We start from the raw sequence: 15,302 nt of genomic DNA on the forward strand, positions 1-15,302 counted from the left end.
AAAATTTTACACATACGAATGATAGCGGCATGTGCCCGGCACTCGCCAGAAGAACGCGGCAACCCGTTTTTTGTACGTTTTTCAGAACGGGAGTGGTTTATTGGAAAATGCAAAAGCCCCGGGCCGCGAATATCGCAGCCCGGGGCTTTATGGGTTAGGCTTCTTGTGCCACCGGATATACGCTCACTTTTTTCTTGTCGCGGCCGAGTCGTTCAAAACGCACAACGCCGTCAACTTTCGCAAACAAAGTGTCGTCGCCCCCGCGGCCGACGTTTTCGCCCGGAAAAACTTTCGTGCCGCGCTGGCGGTAAAGGATCGAGCCGCCTGTTACGAACTGGCCGTCCGCACGTTTTGCGCCGAGGCGTTTTGCAATCGAGTCACGACCGTTTTTCGTGGAGCCGACCCCTTTTTTGGAAGCGAAAAACTGAAGATCTAATTTCAACATGATGCTCACCTCCTATTCAAAGGTTATATGGATAAATTCGCCGTATTCCCGTTCTATCGTCTCGAGGGATACAACCATGCCTTCAAGCAGAATCTGCACTTTTGTCGCCTGTTCTTCCGAAAGATGCGAAGGGATTTTGCATTCCAAAAGGCCGCTTTCGGACTGGCGGATTTCGGGTTCAACCCCCGCCACTTCCATAATGGCGTTCACCGTCCCGAAAGAAACAGCGGAAGCGCCGGCACAGACAATGTCCTGGCCGTATTCGGCAAATTCGGCATGGCCACTCATTTGAAAAGATGAGATGTTCCCATTCTTTTTGCGTTTGATGCGGACCCGGATCATGCCGCGTGCACCTTACGCATTGATTTTTTCAATGACCACTTTTGTGTACGGCTGACGGTGGCCTTGTTTTTTGTGGTAATTTTTCTTCGCTTTATATTTGAATACAACGATTTTTTTCGCACGGCCGTGTTTTTCCACTTTACCCGTAACCGTAGCGCCTTCAACAACAGGGCTGCCGACTTTTACCGATTCGCCGCCGACAAAAAGAACGCGGTCAAATGTAACCGATTCGCCTTCTGCTGCATCCAATTTTTCAATATATACAGCTTGGCCTTCTTCTACTTTGATTTGTTTCCCGCCGGTTTCAATAATTGCGTACATCACTGCACCTCCTTAAGACTCAGACTCGCCAAAGACAGGCGTTTTACGAAATGTAAAAACTTGCAAAGCCTGTTCCTGAGCGGTTGTAGCACAGGGCGCTACAAACATAACATACTGATGTTAACACACACTTTTTCCTTTGTCAATTGGGATCTTTGCCTTTTGCGGCAAGGCCGGCTGCCGTCCCGAACTGCCGGATGGCATAAAACGGATGCGCATCGCGAGTGATGTGAAAAATGAGTTTAATGCCAAGCAGGTTTTCCAGCCGCTTTAAGTGGACGTCCGTTTCCCCGCAAAAACAGTCCTTCACATCTTGCGTGCATTCAATCAAGACGGCTTCGTAATCCGCGTACGGCGCTTCCCACAGCTCGCGTTCAAGGCGGAAAGCAAGCGTCTCGGGGCTTTCGATTTTGCCGCTGCCCCCGCAGACCGGGCAAACGGAAAGCAGTGCCTCGGGAAGCGATTTGCGCGTTTTCTTGCGCGTCATTTGTAAAATGCCAAGCTCCGTAAAACCGGTGATGCGGGTTTGTTTCTCGTCGTTTTCCAGTTCTTTTTCAAGCACCGCCCTCACTTGTGCGCGCTGTTCATCGCGCTGCATATCGATAAAATCGACGAGAATGATGCCGCCGTAATCGCGCAGTTTCAGCTGGCGGCCGATTTCTTTCGCCGCAAGCAGATTCGTTTTCAGCACCGTTTCGGCCTGGTCCGTTGTGCCCGTATATTTTCCGGTATTCACATCAATAATGGTGAGCGCTTCTGTTTCGTCGATGACAAGATAGGCGCCGTTTTCAAGCCAGACCACTCTTTTCAAGGCGTCCTCAAGCGTCCGGTCGATACGGTAGCGGGTAAAAATATTCTGTTTTCCGCTGTAGAGCTCAAACGACCAGTCCAGTTCCGACCGGCCCGCAAGCAATGCTTTCAGGCGGGCAAGTGCCTCCGCATCATCCACGATCACCGTGCCGCTTTTTAAGCGGACAAGTTCGCGGAAAATTTCCGCTTCCACCGTGCTTTTTTCGTGCAGAACAGCCGGCGCTTTCAGTTGTGCCGCCTTTTCGAGCAGGCATTTGTACCGAAGCCTGAGGCATTTTAGTTCATCGCGCCACCCGTCCCCGCCGGCATGGATGGCTGCGGTCCGGACAATGATCCCTTCCTGCGGTTCAAGCGCTTTGCGGACCCTTTTCCGCCACCTGTTTCGGTCTGCATCATCCGCTTTTTTGGAAACAGCCGTGTACTTTCCTTCCGGCAGATACACAATCTGTTCTCCTGAAAGCTCAATGATGCCGGTCAAAAGCGGCCCTTTTTGCCCTGTTTCATCTTTTTTCACCTGGACCATGACCGTCTGCCCGGGCGAAAGATAAGCTGAAATCGTTGGATTCGAATTTTTGCTGTTCACAAAAGCAGGGAGCCGGCTGATATGCAAGTAACCGTGCCGGATGCCGCCGATATCAATAAACGCGGCATTGATTCCGGGTTTGACATCTGCCACCTTGCCGAGATAAATATTCCCGACTTTTGCCGCATCGCCCGGCTGCCGGATGCGGATGGCAGATACTTTGCCGTTTTCGATGACCGCATATCGTTTTTCCCTTGTTTTCACATTGATGATGATTGATCTGTCCAAAAAATTCCACCACACTGTCTTCGCTTTCATCCGCTTTAATTGCGGCTTCCATCAATAACTATACAGGATATCGCTTACTTTCGCATTGGTTTGCTTCTCGGAAAAAAAGGCATGAAGGAGTTCATTTTCATCAAGCTTCCCGACTTCCACCCCGTTTTTAAGGACAATGAGCGGATGTTTGCGTCCCCGTTTAAAGCTTTCGAGCACTTCATACAAGTATGCGCCCGCATCCACCTCGATCGTTTCCAGATGACGGAGCGGATCCCTTTTTCCGTAATACCGTTCAAGCAGGAAACGGATAAAAACAAAGTAAAGCTGTTTCCATTCTTTCCAAAGGGCGGCATATAAATAAACGGCGATCGCCCAGACGTTCAAATTTGCCGGCGCATTCAGCAGGGCGGCCGCATGAAAAAGGAGCAGCACGATAAACGAACAGCAAATCGTCATCCGGAATGCGCGCAAAAAAGGATAAACCGTGGAAAACGCCATATTCAGCAATTTCCCGCCGTCAAGCGGCCAAATCGGGAGCAAATTAAAAAAAAGAATGGCCCGGTTCCACTCCCCGATTTGCGTATACATCTGTCCGGGCAAGACATCGAAGCGGAACAACAAATACGCGAAAACGGCGATCCAAACATGCTGGAGGGGGCCTGAGAGTGTCACGATCAGTTCTTCTTTCAGCGGGCGGTTTCCGTGTTCCTCTGTTTCAGCGACGCCGCCGAACGGCAAAATGGCGATTTTTTTAACCCGCCATGAAAAATATTGCGCCGCAACCGCGTGCCCCATTTCGTGAATGAAAATGATCGCAAACAGCAGGATGAGATCTTGGAAACGGGCGGTAACAGCAGCAATGGCAGCCACGAGCCAGAAAAGGGGATGGATTTTGATTTTTTTCAGAAGCCAAAACCGCTCACTCAAATTTAATCACCTGGATCGGATCGATAAAACCGCCGTCTTTTTTAAGCGCAAAATAAAATTCCCCTTTTTCCCCGCTGCTTCGCGCCGTGCCGACCTTTTCGCCCGTCTTGAGGCTGTCATACTGGCCCACATCGATTTTGCTGAGGTTTGCGTACCATGTTTCCGTTGAATCGGCATGCTGGATAATAACGGTATTGCCGAGTTTCGGCTTTTTCCCGGCAAAAATGACCGTCCCGCCGCTCATCGCTTTCACGCTTGCGCCCGGCTTTGTTTCAATCGTAACCCCTCTTCCATCGGCAGAAAAACGAGTCAGAATTTTTCCCGATACCGGCATGGCATATTGCGAATCTTCATTGGAAGCAGCGGTTTCCGTTTTTGACGATTTTTCCGGAAAGAGCGCGACCGGCTTGCCAAACTTTTTTTCATACCAGGCGGCTGCTTTTGCAAATTGAAATTCGGACGCCATTACCTGTTTGACGGCGGCTTTCGGCTTGTCAAATTCCGGACGTTCCGATTTAAACAGAATTGCCACAGCGAGGACAAGGCAGGCAGAAGCCAGAATTTTAAATAGCACCGTTTCTTTTTTAAAAAGCGGATGCGGCGTTTTGCCCGGCGGTTCATATACATGTGTGCCCTCATCTTTGATCAGGCTCGCATAGACCGTTTCTTTGCCGTTATAAGCCTGCTTGATCGTTTTTCTCCGCTTCGCCATTTGTCTCCGGATTTCATCGGCGCGGTTTCCCAATCGATTCACCCCTTCTGTACAGGCATTCGTTTATTACCAATGTATGACCTGTCCAAAGCGGTTAGAACCGGGAACAAAACAAGCCGCCCTGATCGTTTGGAAAAACGTTCAGAAACGGCTCTGCCATTAAGAAGATTTCGAACTGAATAATTTTTTAAAGCGCGCAAACATGCCGGGTTTCTGGTCTTCAAGCGGCATTAAAGGCACCGTTTCCCCCAAAATCCGGCGGGCAATATTCCGGTAGGCAAGGGAGGCGCGGTTCGTCGGATGGAGCGCAATCGGTTCACCCTGGTTCGAAGCGCGGATCACTTCTTCATCATCGGCTACAATCCCGATCAAATCGATTGATAAATGGCTTGTCACTTCATCGATGTCCAGCATGTCCCCGCTTTTCATCATATGGCTCCGGATCCGGTTGATGATCAGTTTCGGCGGCTCGATATGTTCTTCCTTTTCCAAAAGCCCGATGATCCGGTCGGCATCCCTTACCGCCGAGATTTCCGGTGTTGTCACAACAATCGCCTGGTCAGCGCCCGCCACTGCATTTTTATATCCCTGTTCAATGCCGGCCGGGCAGTCAATCAGAATATAATCGTAATCCTGTTTTAACCCGTGGATCAATTGTTTCATCTGTTCCGGCGTGACGGCGGATTTGTCGCTTGTCTGGGCAGCCGGCAGCAAAAAGAGCTTGTCATCGAAACGCTTGTCCTTTACGATTGCCTGGTGGATTTTACAGCGGCCTTCTACGACATCGACTAGATCGTAGATAATCCGGTTTTCAAGCCCCAACAGGACGTCAAGATTGCGGAGCCCGATGTCTGTATCGACAAGACAGACTTTCTTTCCGAGAAGCGCGAGCGCAGTCCCGAGGTTTGCCGATGTCGTCGTTTTGCCGACGCCGCCTTTTCCGGATGTAATGACAATCGCTTCACCCATATGAGAACCCTCCTTTTAATCTTGTCATATTCGGCCGCAAAGTTTTCAACACTTGCAATTTATCAATGATAATATGGTCCGATTCATCTATGTAAGCACATTCCATCTCATGCCGATCTTCTTTCCCGTAATCATCAGGCGCCCGGTTCAGACAATCGGCAATCCGGATTTGGGACGGAACCATATTGGAAGCGATAACAACGGCGTCCCTTCTCCCGCTGTAACCGGCGTGCGCAATGCCGCGGAGGTTTCCCATGATAAAAATATTGCCGTTTGCAATCACGGTTCCGCCCGGATTGACATTGCCGACAAGCAAAAGATCGCCTTCCGCCTTTAACACCTGACCGGACCGGACGATGGTGGTAACAGGCACAATTTCATTTTCCACTTTTTCGCGCGCAGCCGCTTCTTTTGTAATGACATTGCTGATGATTTTATCGACAACAAGGTTCCGCCGGGCACGCACAAGGCTTTTGATCTCTTCTTCCTGCGCTGGCGTCAAATAGCGGTTGCCAAGCTGAATTTTGACGGCAAGGATCGGGCTGTTTTCCTCCTCATCGACAGACTGGGCCAGTAATTTTTGTTCTAATTCCGCCTTTAAAGCTTGATAGGAGCATTGGTCGTTTAAATGCAGCACAATTCCGTCTTTCGTGCCTTTTATGGTTACATTTTGCGTTTTCTTCATTTCAAACTGCTCACCTCAACGGCTCAATAAATAACGACACATCCGAAATGGCTTTCAGACGGCGTTTTGCGGCCCGGCACGCAGGAATAAGCCTCCGTGCGTGCGGTTCCGGCTGGTTTCGGCCCGCAAACCCTTTTGCTTTTTCCATTCCCCCTTGTCCGGATCATTCGACAAAAAGGCGGAAAATCCTTCTTTCCCATTTTAACAGATTTTCTCCCCGCCGTTATTCCTTTTCTTCTTCCCTTGCACGCCGCTTTAAAAAATTCCCCATCGGATACCATGCCAAAATAAAAAAAGCGGCATTTAAAATCAAAGTCGGCCAAAGCCTGAGCAAGAGAAAATCGTCAAATCCCATCACCTGCGGATTAATTAAAGCATTGATGCCATAGACCAAAAATTCGACAATCGCCATGTTCAAGACTGCCACAAGCGTGCCGGTGAAAATATTGGATTGCAGGATCCTGTCCATTTTTTCTGTCAGGTAAACCGCAAGCGGATAGAAAAACAGATAAACGCCCAGAATGCCCGTGTAAAAAGCATCAAACAGCATGCCGAATACAAAGGCATAAATGATGGTGAGCCTTTTTCGGTAATGCATCCCCATTAAAATCAGCATAACGAGCAGAAAATGGGGAACAATGGTAAATTTTCCGCCAAAAGAACGGGCGGCAAAAAATTGGGCAAATAAACTTTCAGCAATATAGCACAGGCTTAAAATCAGAGGGAGCACGATCCGTTTCATCACTGCTCTCCTCCTGCGCTGCCTAGGTTCACTGCTTTCCGGTTGATGACGAGCACTTCGCGGACATCATAAAAATTGGCTGCCGGCTTTACATAAGCGGTTTGCGTCAGCCCGTTTTCATCCGGGGTTACTTTTTCAATGTCACCAATCAGAAGCCCGCTCGGAAACATGCCGCTTAAACCGGATGTCACGACATGATCGCCTTTTTTGACTTTGATATTAAAATCAAGCTGTTTCAAAAGCAGCATTTTTGCTTTTTTGTCGTATCCTTCGATTAAACCGTAAGCGTCTTTTTTGGCATTTTGCACTTTGGCGGATACGCGGTTCGTTTCATCGGGCGAGCTCAAAAGTTCGACGGTTGAATAAAATTTGTCGACCTGCGTCACTTTTCCGAGGAAACCACCTGAAGTGACGACAGCCATGTTTTTGGTAACGCCGTTGACTTCGCCCTTATCTATCACCACTTGCTCGTACCAATTATCCGGGTTGCGTGCAATGACCTGGGCCTGAATGGACTCTGAATCTCCAAGACTGTTTTTTTCCTTTATAATAGATCTCAAATTTTCATTTTCTTTTTTCAGTTCATGATTTTGCGCTTCCAGGCTTGTCAGCTGTTCCAAATGGGATTTCAGTTTTTTGTTTTCAGTATATGTATTTTTTAAGTCCTCGATATTGTCAAAAAAACCGGCAAGGGCATTGGCGGGTTTGGCAATGACGGACTGGCCGAGCCCGACGATATCGCGCACAAACTGTTCCGGTTTTGAAATCCGGTCGCGTTCCCTAATGGAAAATCCGATCATGGCGACAAGCAGAATGACACTGATTAAAAGGACGATCAATCGTTTATTCAAAAAAAACTGTGGCATAAAATCCACTCCTATAACACTTTGTTCCGGCCATTCCCGGATTGAAAACCATTCTCCCGCCAGAAAAAACCGGCAGGAGAATGCGTTAACAGGACACTAGCATGTCCTATTTAGAATTTTTTGCTTTGTTTTTAAACAGTTCGATATTTTCGAGCGCGCTGCCTGTTCCGATTGCTACGCAGTCGAGCGGGTTTTCAGCAATCAGCACCGGCATTTCGGTTTCTTTGCTGATGACATGGTCGAGGTTGCGCAACAGGGCGCCCCCACCTGTCAGGACGATGCCGCGATCCATAATATCAGCTGCCAGTTCAGGCGGTGTCTGCTCAAGCGTGTATTTGACCGCATCGACAATGGCATACACCGTATCGTGGAGCGCATCGGCCACCTCATCCGCGGTAATCGTGATCGTCTTCGGCAAACCGGTCAGCAAATCCCGGCCCCTGATATCCATCGGTTCGATCCCCTCCGGCTCACCTGCTGAACCAATTTCCATTTTAATTTGTTCTGCGGTTCGGTCCCCTATTAAAAGATTATAATTTTTGCGGATATAACTGATGATCGCTTCGTCCATTTCATCCCCGGCCACCCGGATCGACTGGCTTGTCACAATTCCGCCCAGCGAAATAATCGCCACTTCCGTTGTGCCGCCGCCGATATCAACAACCATGCTTCCGGTCGGCTCCCAGACAGGCAGCCCGGCACCGATCGCAGCCGCAAAAGGCTCTTCAATCGTAAAAGCATCCCGTGCCCCGGCCTGGCGGGTTGCATCAATCACCGCGCGCTCTTCCACCGCCGTAATGCCGGAAGGGACGCAGACCATGACATACGGATTTTTTGAAAAAAAGCCTTTTTTATTTGTGGCCTGCTGAATATAATATTTCATCATCGCCGCCGTCGTTTCATAATCCGCAATCACGCCGTCTTTCATCGGCCGCGTCGCCACAATGTTTCCCGGCGTCCTGCCGATCATTTTTTTTGCGGCATCCCCGACTGCGACAATCTGTTTCGTATCCGTCTGGATGGCCACAACGGAAGGTTCCCGCACCACAATTCCTTTCCCTTTTATAAAAACCAATGTATTGGCTGTCCCAAGATCAATCCCCAGGTCTTTACTTCCGAACATGGATGTATCTCCCTTTCTACACGATAAATTTTCATCACCAGTTGGTGCCATACTTTTGCTTATTTATGGATGTCACTTTAAATCTACATCCGGAATTCAGGTATTTCCGGCGCAGTGCCGGCCGTAAAAATCATACGATTTATTATATCGTAACCATAAAAAAATTCAAAGCCTTACAAATACCCTTTTTGTCTCAGACTTACAAATTTTTTCTCACCGATGATCAAATGGTCAAGAATCTCAATCCCCATTATTTTACCACATTCGGCAAGCCGTTTGGTAACTTCAATATCTTCTTTGGAAGGAGAAGGGTCTCCGGATGGATGGTTATGGAAACAAATAATGGAAGCAGCTGAACGCCTGAGCGCTTCTTTGAACACTTCGCGGGGATGGACGATCGAGGCATTTAAGCTTCCGATGAAAATCGTCTGCCGGTGGATCACCTGGTTTTTAATATTTAAATACAGGCAGACAAAATGCTCCTGGGATAAAAAGCGCATATCATTCATGACATAATTGGCCCCGTCTTGCGGCGTGCGGATTACATAACGTGTATCGTGCAGCAAATTGGCAATCCTTCTGCCGAGTTCAATCGCGGCCAGAATCTGGACCGCTTTTGCTGTGCCGATGCCTTTGATGGACGTCATTTCCTCAAGGGAAGCATCTTTTAAAAACCGCAAGCCTTCAAAATGGCGGATCAGTCTGTTGGCAAGCTCGAGCACCGATTCATCTTTCGTGCCGGTACGGAGTAAAATGGCAAGTAGTTCCTGATTGGAGAGGCTCTCCGCTCCTGTGCGGATCAGCCGTTCACGCGGGCGGTCTTCTGCAGGAAAATCTTTGATCAGCATTTTTTCCAAATGAATTCCTCCTTTTCTAAAGCAGGAGGCGGGGGAATCAAACCAATGGGCTTTTGTATGGGAGATACAATTGTATCGTACCAAAAAACGGGCCGTGTAACAACTGCAAATTCAACCTTTTCAGACAAAAAATAGTGCCATGCGGGCATTCGTGGCACCGCAGCTTTTCAGCCGGAAGCCCGCATTTGGTTTCAATGCCCGCTGTAAACCTTTACGTAGTCCAGCAGGTTTTGTTCGGCATCCGTTAAATCCTGCCGGTTGCCGCTTTTTTGATAAGCCGCGAGCGATTCATACGCGGCCGTTTCGTATTTTTTCAGCCGGCCGAGCGTTTCCTGCCTGACTTTTGCCAGCTTTTTGACGTTGCCGGCTGCTGTTCCGACTGTCTTCATGCCGTCCGGTGAAACCTCTCCGTTCTGGACAGCGGCGGCCGTTTCTTTTGCCAGTTTTTGAAAAAGCGGAACCGTTTCCCGGGCAAAAATTTGCTCATCCTTTGTCGTCGTTTGGACCTTTTTGCTGGAAAAACTGATTTCTTTTGCATACAGTTCGACGCCTTTGTCTTTCCAGGCACTTTCCATTTTTTTGGCCGTGCCAGGGCTGTCGGCCACACCTGCAAAAATATAGCGCTGCCCGTCCATCGAAAGCTGCATCGACGGGACCTTTTTTGAGGCGAGTTCGCGCGACACTTTAGAGGCGGCGCCTTCCGTGCTGAACACCCCTGCCTGGATGATGCCGATGCTTAGCGCCGGAAGCCTGGCCTCTTGCTGTGCTGCGCCCGTTGCAGCGCCTTCAGCCTGCTGATTCGGGAGTTTTGTTTGATGATCTCCGTACGCAATAAATTTTAATACAACAAACCCGAGCAGCGCCCCAAACACCACTGCGGACACGACAGAAAACAAAATCGCCGGCGCGGCCCTATTCGCCGCCGTTTTTTTCGGGAAGATGCTTTTCTTTTTGGGCGCGGGTGTATAATGGATCGGCCGGAATTCTTCAATCTGATCCGCATCGAGTTCGGGCAGCACCCATTCAAATGATTCCTCTTCTTTTGCGCTGTCTTCCTGTGCGGCAGCCGTTTCCTCGGCCGCTTTCCAGTCATGGACTTTTACGCTGTCTTCCGGCTGCTCCTTTTTTCCGCCCACTTTGACTGTGATTTTCGCCTTTTTTTTCGCCTTGTCCAATGCTTTCACCTCTCCTGCCCGATTTGCTTCATGCTACCATAACCGGCAAAAAAAAGAACAAGACTTTTGTCGCCTTGTCCAAAAACCATTCGCCGATTTCCGGCATTTTATGCAAATTTTATCCGAGCCCGGAGAAACGCAAATACATCCCGATAAGGCTGTTTCCGAAAAAATAGGCGGTAAGCGCACCGATGGCGATAAACGGCCCAAACGGCACCGGTTTTCGTTTTTTAAATTTGCCGGCAGCCATCAAACCGACGCCGTAAAGCGCGCCAAAGAGGCAGGCCAGAAAAAAGGCCAGAAAAGTTTTCTCTATGCCGAGCACAAGCCCGATCACAAAAAACAATTTAATGTCCCCGCCGCCCATCGCGCCTTTTGTGAAAAAGGCAATGAGATAGAGGAGGCAAAAGCCGAAAACCGCCCCGAGCCAGGCGGACCACCACGGCGATGCCGGGTGAAAAAGCCGGACGGCGGCAATGGCGGCTGCAAAAGGAAACAGCACTTTATCGGGAATGAGCATATACGCCAAATCGGAAACGGTAATGATGACAAGCAGCGAAATAAAAAAAACGGCAAGCAAAAATTCGGGACTCCACCCGAACCGGTAAAAAGAATAGGCAAACAAGCCCCCGGTCAGCGCCTCAAATACCGGATAGACCGGGGAGATCGGCGCGCGGCAGCTTCTGCATCTGCCCCGTAAAGCAAGAAAAGACAATACCGGTATATTTTCATACCAGCTTAACGAGTGCCCACACTTTGGGCAATGCGACCCGGGACGGATAATCGATTCATGATTCGGCACGCGTAGCCCGATGACATTATAAAACGAGCCGAACACCATTCCCAGTGCCGCAAAATAAGCAGTCCACAATCCATGCATGTTTGATCCCTCTAATATTTCAGCATATGGTATTTTTGGTTCGCTACCGGCAAGGAACGGGCGATATTAAGCATATGTAATGGCAAGGATGAACATGCCGAAAACTTATTGCCCCTTTATTGCGACCGGGTCACTTTTATGTCCCGCTGCCGGCACGTCGATTTCCGGCAAATAGTCCGAATACCGGCTTAACGCCGGGTAATAAAAAGTGGAAACCGTGACGGTGTACTGCAATCCACTCGATCCAGGCGCTCCTTCCCCCGGACTGAAATTGAGGCTTTCGATCACTGTAATGCGCGGCAAGTTTTCAATCGTCTGTAAAAATGTTTTCATGCTCTTGTAGCTGTCTGACTCCACTTTTAAAGTATACGACAGTTTTTTGACACCGGCAGGCAGCACGTCTGTTTTTTGCTGTGTGCCGGATGAGGTGCCGCTCGTTGTGCTTTGTGTAGCCTCCTCGCTCCCGGACGTACCGGCGGAGTCCTGCTGGGCGTCTGTTTCTGTAATCCGGCTGCCGGAAAGGGCCTCTGCCATCCTGAACTGAAGCAGCACTTGTTCCGCAAGCGGTTTTGCCGGGATTTTCCGCATCAGGCTGACGACATTGCCAAGCTGCAGTTCCGGGCTTTGCTGTTTTTTTGACTGCAGGCTGGATAGCACCTGCTGTTCCGATTTCAACGCAGCTTTTTGTCCGGCCAGCTCGGACTTAGCCGGCGCCAGCACAAACCAGTACAAACCGGCTGCACCGGCAAGGCAAACGGCAAAGAGGGCAAGCATGATAAAAAGCTGTTTCCGGTTTAAACGGAGGTTCATTGCTGTTCCTCCTTTTTGCTAGCGGCATTGAGTGCAGTTTGATTGAGCTGGATCGTATATGTCGCTTCATAGACCGTTACACCCTCTGCTTCACCGGTTGCTGCAGTATCCGCGCCGGATGTGCCACCCGTTGGCGCCGGGGAGGAAGAGGAACCGCCCTCGCCGTTACCACCGGATGTTTTGGATGCACCGGATGTGGAAGAGGAACCGGTTTTAGACGTGTCCGAAGAAGATCCGTCACCCGTTTTGGACGCATCTGATCCGGAAGATGTGCTGCTTGCCGTTTTGGAAGTGCCGGATCCGGAAGAGGAACCGGCTGATGTGCCGGATGTTGTGCCCGTTCCTGCAGCTGAGCCGGTTGCAGCGCCGGATGTGCCGCTTGAAGAAGCGCTGGCCGTTTCCGTATTCATTTTGATGCTGGTTAAGACGGCGCCGCTGAAATACGGACTGTCATTTAGCCGTTTTAAAAAGTAAACCGCTTCATCGGACGCATCAAACTGGACGGTCATATTCGCGCCCGTGCTGCCGCAGGAAAAGTCCGTGATATAGCCGTATTGCGGCAAAAGTTTGGTAAGCTTGTCCAATACCGGCACCGTCTTGACCGGCGTATCACTTGCCCATTTAACGGCGGACGAGAGCTTTTTAAAATCCTGTATGTCCGCATTGCTTTTTTGTGCTGCCTGTTCAGCAGCCTGGAGCGCTTCCGTCTGCTTGATTTGCTGATTAACGGCGGCAAGATCCTGTTTTGTCTGATGGAGCGCAATAAAGAAGACGATGACAAAAATGGCGGCTGCACCGGCCAGTATTCCGCCCCAAAAGAGCAGCGCGATATTTTTCGGTTCTTTTTTCGGCAGCAGGTTAATCTCGACAAGCATTTATTTCACCTCTTTCAGTGCAAGGCCCAAAACAGGCGCAAAGCGAGCGGGAAACGGCTGCCCGGTTGCGGAAGATACTTTTTCCGTTTCGATCATCTTGACCGACAGGCCAAACTGCTCCGCAAGATTGTCCGCAACCTCGGGCAAATACGGATAATCGCCGTTCAGCAAAATTTGATTGACCGCATCCTGCCCTTTCCGGATCGAAAACTGGTAATAATTCACGATTCTGTCCAGCTCTTTATAAATATTTTCCGTCTGGTAGCGGAGCAGTGGATCGTCTTCCGGCCAGCGGTACTTTTTTTCGCCAAAAGCATTGGTCTCCGTCTCCCATTTGGAAAGCGGAATATCGACTTCAAGCTCCCTGGCAAGCAGCGGGAAATGCCGGTGGAAAATGGTCGCATTGACCATCGATAAATCAAACTGGAGAAGGAGCAGATGGTCCATCGCATTCAGTGTATTCAAATGATAAAAAGACCGGTAGGCGCATAGCGGGGAAATATCGGCAGCAACCGGGCTCAGGCGGATATCGTTAAAAAAACCGGCATAATCTTCGACGACATCCCGGGGCGCAGCAAATAACAACACCTGCTTTTCCTGATTCGACTCACCAAGGAGCGCAAAGTCAAATACAGGATCGTCAAACGGCAAATGGATGGTAGAACCAAGCTCAAGGGTAATATAACCTTCCATTTCATCCATGGCAATCTCATCCGGAACAGCAATTTGGCGCACGACAACAAAATTGTCGGGCACAGCAAAACGAACTGGGTGTTTTCCCTTCAGCCCCCAATCACCAAGACATTCTTCAGCGATCATCGCAAGCGTCTCGGCATCAGCAATTTTCCCGCCGCGGATCAGCCCTTCCGGCAAATACCGCTCGCCCATTTTTGCAACAACAGGCGGGTCAGTCTGCCTCAATTCGAGAAAACGAATGACATGGTCTTTGATAATGAAATTTCCGGTTTTTTTCGATGATGGAAAAAATGAGCGTGGCATCATGATGGCTCCTTAAATCTTTGTAAATTTATAACCTAAGGCTTCTCTAATTAATTAAAAGAAACCTTAGGTTATAATATTTAAAAAATCGCGCATGTTAAATCATTTGTTTACTGTAGTGTCATATTTGGTTGATTTATCGTTTATTCCACCAATGGTTGCATCTGTAAATGTTACTGTTACCCCATCATCTTCACCAGTACCATTTAATTTATAAACCATTTTTCCACCATCTTCATCTACTGTTACATAGTAGTCATCTTTAAGATTCACTTCATCATCCAAATACTTATTTATCATATCTTTAGTAATTTTTTTATCCGTGGGAACACTGTTCGAAGATACATAGAGTTTCGCAGCATTGATTACTTGGACAGCATCCGATTTAATGGCACTGATTTTTGAATGCTTGATGATGGTGTTAATCGCCGGGATCGCAATCGCTGCAATAATGGCCAAAATGACAATAACTGCCAACAGTTCAATCAACGTAAAGCCCTTTTGATTTTTCAATAACTTTCTTTTCTTGTGTAACATCGTTTCTCCTCCTAATGTCCTAGAACTTTTTACCTATATTATACATGGTTGTGTTGCATAATCCTACCTTTTTTTGATCAATTTATTGAACATTATTATAAATTTCGAACATTGGTATCATAATCGCGGCAATGATCGTGCCGACAACGGCTGCGAGGACGACGATCATAAACGGCTCAATCAGCGCTTTGATCTGGTCGGTAGCGGCTTCCACTTCTGCTTCGTAAAAGTCAGCGACTTTGCCAAGCATGGCGTCCAGCGCACCGGTTTCCTCGCCGATCGCAATCATCTGCGTGACAAGTGGAGGAAAGACCCAGTGGCGCCGCATCGGTTCTGTCATCGACTGCCCTTTTTCCAGCGCATCGCGGGCCTGGCGGAGCACTTTTGTCATTACTTCGTTTTCGACCGCATATTCCGCACGTAAA

Annotated in this window: 19 protein-coding genes and 1 other annotated feature; all 19 genes read right to left on the reverse strand. The window is 49.0% G+C overall.

Annotated features, from left to right (window positions below):
* Positions 1–154: 154 nt before the first annotated feature.
* Positions 155–445: a 50S ribosomal protein L27 gene (rpmA, locus tag P9687_RS16310; protein WP_013859801.1), complete on the reverse strand. Its 291-nt coding sequence runs from the start codon at positions 443–445 to the stop codon at positions 155–157.
* A gap of 12 nt (positions 446–457) precedes the next feature.
* Positions 458–787: a ribosomal-processing cysteine protease Prp gene (locus P9687_RS16315; RefSeq protein ID WP_035188245.1), complete on the reverse strand. Its 330-nt coding sequence runs from the start codon at positions 785–787 to the stop codon at positions 458–460.
* Positions 788–799: 12 nt separating this feature from the next.
* Complete coding sequence (rplU, locus tag P9687_RS16320) at positions 800–1,108, reverse strand: 50S ribosomal protein L21 (protein ID WP_013859803.1); 309 nt, start codon at positions 1,106–1,108, stop codon at positions 800–802.
* Positions 1,109–1,119: 11 nt separating this feature from the next.
* Positions 1,120–1,203, reverse strand: a sequence feature (ribosomal protein L21 leader region).
* A gap of 47 nt (positions 1,204–1,250) precedes the next feature.
* Entirely contained in the window at positions 1,251–2,729 is a 1,479-nt protein-coding gene (locus tag P9687_RS16325; protein WP_035188247.1) for an Rne/Rng family ribonuclease, read from the reverse strand.
* 51 nt (positions 2,730–2,780) lie between these two features.
* Positions 2,781–3,647 carry a M50 family metallopeptidase gene (locus tag P9687_RS16330; RefSeq protein WP_014097868.1) on the reverse strand — a complete coding sequence of 289 codons (867 nt, stop codon included), beginning with the start codon at positions 3,645–3,647 and terminating at the stop codon, positions 2,781–2,783.
* On the reverse strand, positions 3,640–4,392 hold the full coding sequence (locus P9687_RS16335; RefSeq protein WP_168986063.1) for a M23 family metallopeptidase: 753 nt from the start codon (positions 4,390–4,392) through the stop codon (positions 3,640–3,642). Before P9687_RS16335 ends, P9687_RS16330 begins: the two co-directional genes overlap by 8 nt.
* Before the next feature lie 126 nt (positions 4,393–4,518).
* Positions 4,519–5,328: a septum site-determining protein MinD gene (minD, locus tag P9687_RS16340; protein ID WP_013859807.1), complete on the reverse strand. Its 810-nt coding sequence runs from the start codon at positions 5,326–5,328 to the stop codon at positions 4,519–4,521.
* The gene (gene minC / locus P9687_RS16345) at positions 5,321–6,013 is read right to left on the reverse strand and encodes a septum site-determining protein MinC (protein WP_168986064.1); all 693 of its coding nucleotides are present in this window, start codon (positions 6,011–6,013) and stop codon (positions 5,321–5,323) included. The genes minD and minC overlap by 8 nt, the downstream gene beginning before the upstream one ends.
* A 223-nt stretch (positions 6,014–6,236) precedes the next feature.
* On the reverse strand, positions 6,237–6,755 hold the full coding sequence (gene mreD / locus P9687_RS16350; RefSeq protein WP_168986065.1) for a rod shape-determining protein MreD: 519 nt from the start codon (positions 6,753–6,755) through the stop codon (positions 6,237–6,239).
* A complete protein-coding gene (mreC, locus tag P9687_RS16355) occupies positions 6,755–7,621 on the reverse strand; it encodes a rod shape-determining protein MreC (RefSeq protein WP_014097865.1) in 867 nt (288 codons plus the stop codon). Before mreC ends, mreD begins: the two co-directional genes overlap by 1 nt.
* 106 nt (positions 7,622–7,727) lie before the next feature.
* Positions 7,728–8,744 carry a rod shape-determining protein gene (locus P9687_RS16360; RefSeq protein ID WP_017551063.1) on the reverse strand — a complete coding sequence of 339 codons (1,017 nt, stop codon included), beginning with the start codon at positions 8,742–8,744 and terminating at the stop codon, positions 7,728–7,730.
* A gap of 173 nt (positions 8,745–8,917) precedes the next feature.
* Positions 8,918–9,601: a RadC family protein gene (gene radC, locus P9687_RS16365; protein WP_272870407.1), complete on the reverse strand. Its 684-nt coding sequence runs from the start codon at positions 9,599–9,601 to the stop codon at positions 8,918–8,920.
* 191 nt (positions 9,602–9,792) lie between these two features.
* Positions 9,793–10,785, reverse strand: coding sequence for a hypothetical protein (locus P9687_RS16370; protein ID WP_230951701.1), 993 nt, complete (start codon positions 10,783–10,785; stop codon positions 9,793–9,795).
* A gap of 109 nt (positions 10,786–10,894) precedes the next feature.
* On the reverse strand, positions 10,895–11,656 hold the full coding sequence (locus P9687_RS16375; protein WP_046720696.1) for a prepilin peptidase: 762 nt from the start codon (positions 11,654–11,656) through the stop codon (positions 10,895–10,897).
* Positions 11,657–11,761: 105 nt separating this feature from the next.
* Positions 11,762–12,466: a type 4a pilus biogenesis protein PilO gene (gene pilO / locus P9687_RS16380; protein WP_046720695.1), complete on the reverse strand. Its 705-nt coding sequence runs from the start codon at positions 12,464–12,466 to the stop codon at positions 11,762–11,764.
* Positions 12,463–13,341 carry a PilN domain-containing protein gene (locus P9687_RS16385; protein ID WP_046720694.1) on the reverse strand — a complete coding sequence of 293 codons (879 nt, stop codon included), beginning with the start codon at positions 13,339–13,341 and terminating at the stop codon, positions 12,463–12,465. The genes pilO and P9687_RS16385 overlap by 4 nt, the downstream gene beginning before the upstream one ends.
* Positions 13,342–14,340: a type IV pilus biogenesis protein PilM gene (gene pilM / locus P9687_RS16390; protein ID WP_046720693.1), complete on the reverse strand. Its 999-nt coding sequence runs from the start codon at positions 14,338–14,340 to the stop codon at positions 13,342–13,344.
* A gap of 102 nt (positions 14,341–14,442) precedes the next feature.
* The gene (locus tag P9687_RS16395; protein ID WP_046720692.1) at positions 14,443–14,877 is read right to left on the reverse strand and encodes a prepilin-type N-terminal cleavage/methylation domain-containing protein; all 435 of its coding nucleotides are present in this window, start codon (positions 14,875–14,877) and stop codon (positions 14,443–14,445) included.
* An 82-nt stretch (positions 14,878–14,959) separates the two neighbouring features.
* Positions 14,960–15,302: type II secretion system F family protein (locus tag P9687_RS16400; protein ID WP_328228931.1), on the reverse strand; the 343-nt coding region annotated here is incomplete at its 5' end.

The organism is Weizmannia sp. CD-2023, from assembly GCF_036225245.1.
GTDB classification, from domain to species: Bacteria; Bacillota; Bacilli; order Bacillales; family Bacillaceae_C; genus Weizmannia; species Weizmannia faecalis.

Excerpts from the sequence above, each read along its gene's own strand:
- rpmA (WP_013859801.1), bottom strand. The coding sequence starts at position 445 with ATGTTGAAATTAGATCTTCAGTTTTTCGCTTCCAAAAAAGGGGTCGGC.
- minC (WP_168986064.1), bottom strand. The coding sequence starts at position 6,013 with ATGAAGAAAACGCAAAATGTAACCATAAAAGGCACGAAAGACGGAATT.
- P9687_RS16385 (WP_046720694.1), bottom strand. The coding sequence starts at position 13,341 with ATGCTTGTCGAGATTAACCTGCTGCCGAAAAAAGAACCGAAAAATATC.
- pilO (WP_046720695.1), bottom strand. The coding sequence starts at position 12,466 with ATGAACCTCCGTTTAAACCGGAAACAGCTTTTTATCATGCTTGCCCTC.
- P9687_RS16375 (WP_046720696.1), bottom strand. The coding sequence starts at position 11,656 with ATGCATGGATTGTGGACTGCTTATTTTGCGGCACTGGGAATGGTGTTC.
- P9687_RS16395 (WP_046720692.1), bottom strand. The coding sequence starts at position 14,877 with ATGTTACACAAGAAAAGAAAGTTATTGAAAAATCAAAAGGGCTTTACG.
- P9687_RS16315 (WP_035188245.1), bottom strand. The coding sequence starts at position 787 with ATGATCCGGGTCCGCATCAAACGCAAAAAGAATGGGAACATCTCATCT.
- rplU (WP_013859803.1), bottom strand. The coding sequence starts at position 1,108 with ATGTACGCAATTATTGAAACCGGCGGGAAACAAATCAAAGTAGAAGAA.
- P9687_RS16360 (WP_017551063.1), bottom strand. The coding sequence starts at position 8,744 with ATGTTCGGAAGTAAAGACCTGGGGATTGATCTTGGGACAGCCAATACA.
- minD (WP_013859807.1), bottom strand. The coding sequence starts at position 5,328 with ATGGGTGAAGCGATTGTCATTACATCCGGAAAAGGCGGCGTCGGCAAA.
- mreD (WP_168986065.1), bottom strand. The coding sequence starts at position 6,755 with ATGAAACGGATCGTGCTCCCTCTGATTTTAAGCCTGTGCTATATTGCT.
- mreC (WP_014097865.1), bottom strand. The coding sequence starts at position 7,621 with ATGCCACAGTTTTTTTTGAATAAACGATTGATCGTCCTTTTAATCAGT.
- pilM (WP_046720693.1), bottom strand. The coding sequence starts at position 14,340 with ATGCCACGCTCATTTTTTCCATCATCGAAAAAAACCGGAAATTTCATT.